The 941-nt window shown below is 67.4% G+C and carries 2 protein-coding genes; both read left to right on the top strand.

Annotated elements, in window-relative coordinates; all coding sequences use genetic code 11:
- Positions 1–412 (top strand): helix-turn-helix domain-containing protein (locus EBO15_RS36605; protein WP_199745036.1); only part of this gene is annotated, 412 nt, incomplete at its 5' end.
- Positions 328–861, top strand: a complete 534-nt coding sequence (locus tag EBO15_RS36610) for an IS630 family transposase (protein ID WP_233616694.1) — start codon at positions 328–330, stop codon at positions 859–861. The genes EBO15_RS36605 and EBO15_RS36610, both read left to right, overlap by 85 nt.
- Positions 862–941 lie beyond the last annotated feature (80 nt).

The following is a 941-nucleotide window of genomic DNA, read 5'->3' on the forward strand; positions in this document are numbered from 1 at the left end:
GGCGTTGAGGTCGAAGGGCCCGCACCGGCGGGCGCGCCTGGACCAGGCGGCGTTCGCCAGGTTGGAGGCCGAGCTGAACCGCGGTCCCGCCGCGCACGGCTACGCCGACGACCAACGCTGGACCCTCGGCCGGATCGCCGCGCTCATCCGCGATGTGTTCGGGATCGACTACACCCTTCCCGGTGTGTCGTTGCTTCTTCGGCGTAACGGCTGGTCGGTGCAGGTCCCCGGGCGCCGCGCCGTCCAACGCGACGACACGGCCATCGAGGTATGGAAGCGGGAGGTGTGGCCGCAGGTGGAACCGCCGCGGGCGACCTGGGCGCCTGGATCTGTTTCGAGGACGAGACGGGTCAAGGGCTCAGGCCGCCGCGAGGACGCTCCTGGAGCCGGCGCGGACATCGCCCCGAGGTGACCGTGAACGGCGGTGACCACGGCGGACGGATATCAGCCGCAGGCCTGACGTGTCACCGGCCCGGGGACAGGTCCCGGCTGATCTACCGGCTGCACCACTACCGCCGCCGCAAGGGCGAACGCGTCGCGTTCACCCTTGACGAGTACAAGAGCCTGCTGCAGGCCGCCCACCAGCAACTACCCGGCGGGAAGATCGTGCTGGTCTGGGACAACCTGGGCATCCACCACTCCAAGGCGATGCGCGCGTTCATCGACACCCACACCGGCTGGCTCACGGTGTTCCACCTGCCGGCCTACGCCCCCGACCTCAACCCCGTCGAGAGCGTGTGGTCCCTGCTGAAACGCTCCATGGTCAACTTCCTGACCACCGACCTCGACCACCTCACCCACATGATCAAGCACCGTCTCAAGGTGAGGTGCCTCGGATCTTCCGGACACGTCCATAGCTAGGATTGTGGACGAACCGGAAGGAAGGTCATTGGCAAGGCGTAAACGGCGGTACTTCTCGCAGGAGTTCAAGGACGAGGCTG

The organism is Actinomadura harenae, from assembly GCF_003696215.1.
GTDB lineage: Bacteria > Actinomycetota > Actinomycetes > Streptosporangiales > Streptosporangiaceae > Spirillospora > Spirillospora harenae.